This is a genomic window from Pseudoalteromonas atlantica, assembly GCA_007988745.1.
GTDB classification, from domain to species: Bacteria; Pseudomonadota; Gammaproteobacteria; order Enterobacterales; family Alteromonadaceae; genus Pseudoalteromonas; species Pseudoalteromonas atlantica.
The window spans coordinates 1-1803 of record BJUT01000112.1; the positions used below are offsets into that span (position 1 = coordinate 1).

2 protein-coding genes are annotated in these 1803 nt (G+C 35.8%); both read right to left on the minus strand.

From position 1 onward, the window contains the following. Positions 1–227: 227 nt before the first annotated feature. The gene (locus tag PAT01_RS19885; RefSeq protein ID WP_154946058.1) at positions 228–890 is read right to left on the minus strand and encodes a GAD-like domain-containing protein; all 663 of its coding nucleotides are present in this window, start codon (positions 888–890) and stop codon (positions 228–230) included. A gap of 9 nt (positions 891–899) precedes the next feature. Further along, positions 900–1803 (minus strand): polymorphic toxin type 15 domain-containing protein (locus PAT01_RS19890; RefSeq protein WP_318299780.1); only part of this gene is annotated, 904 nt, incomplete at its 5' end.

Consider the following 1803-nt stretch of genomic DNA (forward strand, 5'->3'; position numbering starts at 1 on the left):
TTGACGCTGTCGTAGTTGTACGTACAGGTATCGAATAATGCTTGCGCAGGATGGGTTAATTGCTGCTTTAAGATGTATTGTGCATTATGCGCACGGGTAATTTTACCTTGCAGATTATAGCTGTAGTAATTGGCGTTATAAGCGATAACAGGTAAGGACTTAGGCTAAAAACCTAAGCCCTTACAACATCCATGTTGTTAAAGAGCAAATTTAAATGGTAGTTATAATTATGAAAAAGCTTTTCGGATCAGCGCATCATGGTCAAGCACTTCGATTTGTCCAAACTGTGCCAAAATTGATAGATGTACAAAGATATTGACCTTATTTATATTCTCAAGAATAGTTTCCCCACCAACAATTAAGCTAGGCTCAAAACCATACATTTCGTCTGGCTCTAATTCACCAAACTTTTCGATACATGATTCAAATAGATATTCTCCATTGTCATCTTCAATATCATACTCTTCTACATCTGCTAAACCAAAAAACCTTTCTATTGCTATATTATGATTATTCTTAGGTTTTCCATCTTGCTCAATAATCCATCCATTAGCGGTATTAAGTTCATATTTATACCCTGTTTCTTCACCCCAAATAAATAAATCACCAAAAGCACTTCGCGCAAAAACATGATAAATATCATCATCCGGGATATTCGTTTGCTCTAACCATTCGTCAAGGATATCTTCATAATCATCAGGGTTAACAATCCAAAACAGTCCTTGCTTAAAACTACAAAACCCATATTCATGCCAATATTCTAGTAAGCGCTCTGGGAGCTTATTTTTAAATTTTTCTAGTGTTACGTCTGAGCACCTTACTTGTTGCTCTGGCCTACCAAAATCTTCTAAAAAGCCTTCAAACATTTCATCTAATTTAAACTTACTCATATTAAAACCTTATTTACAACGTGATAATTCAACATTCATTTTTGAATCTGGGCCATGTAAATCCATTGCTTGTTGGGCAGCCCTGTCCATCCCCGTAACACGATCAGCTTTAGCCCATTGTGATCCGAGTGATGAGTTAACATTAGCATTTCCTAATCGTGATATTTTATCATGACCACCGGCTATCATATCAGGGTCATGCAGAGCTGCTAATTCTTTTAACGTTTCCTCAGCTTTTAAGCTAGCGAGTGTTTTTGCTTCTTGTCTGGATTTACCTTGATCAAGCAAAGAATCTGATACTGACTTTTTAATTTTATTTAAAAGCTTTTTCCTAGCTTTGTTCTGTTCTGCACTATTATTAGTTAAAACCTTTCTTGCTTTTGAATGTCCGTGTTCTTTCACTAGATCAGTAAGTGTTTCCCTATTTTGTAAATATTCACCCACCGACATTTTATTAATACCCTCTTGTTGAGCTTTTAATTGTTTATAAAACTCTTTCTCTAGTTTCTCTTTATTACCACCAAAAGTTTTAGCTTTAAGTAATGTATTACTTGGTTTAAAACACGGAGGGTTATATTTTTTCATAATTGGTGCTTTCAATACTTTTTTCTTAGCATTTTCAAGCGGCTTGGTAGCTGAATCGGGTACTTTATCTAAAACCTTATCAATCACTTTAAATGGCTTCACAACAGCAAGTGCAATACTTGCTAATGCGGCTGTGTAGTCACCTGAAATTACTTGATTTGTTGCATTTATACTATCTTCAGCAAGTAAACTCCAAACCTCGGCTTCCCAGCCTCCCTCTTCACTTATTTGTTTATTTGCATCATTTAAAAGCCAAACCCCAAAGCTTTTATCACTACTCTCCTTACAACTCAACCCAAACGGATCCACCCAATTAACCGGATTTGGC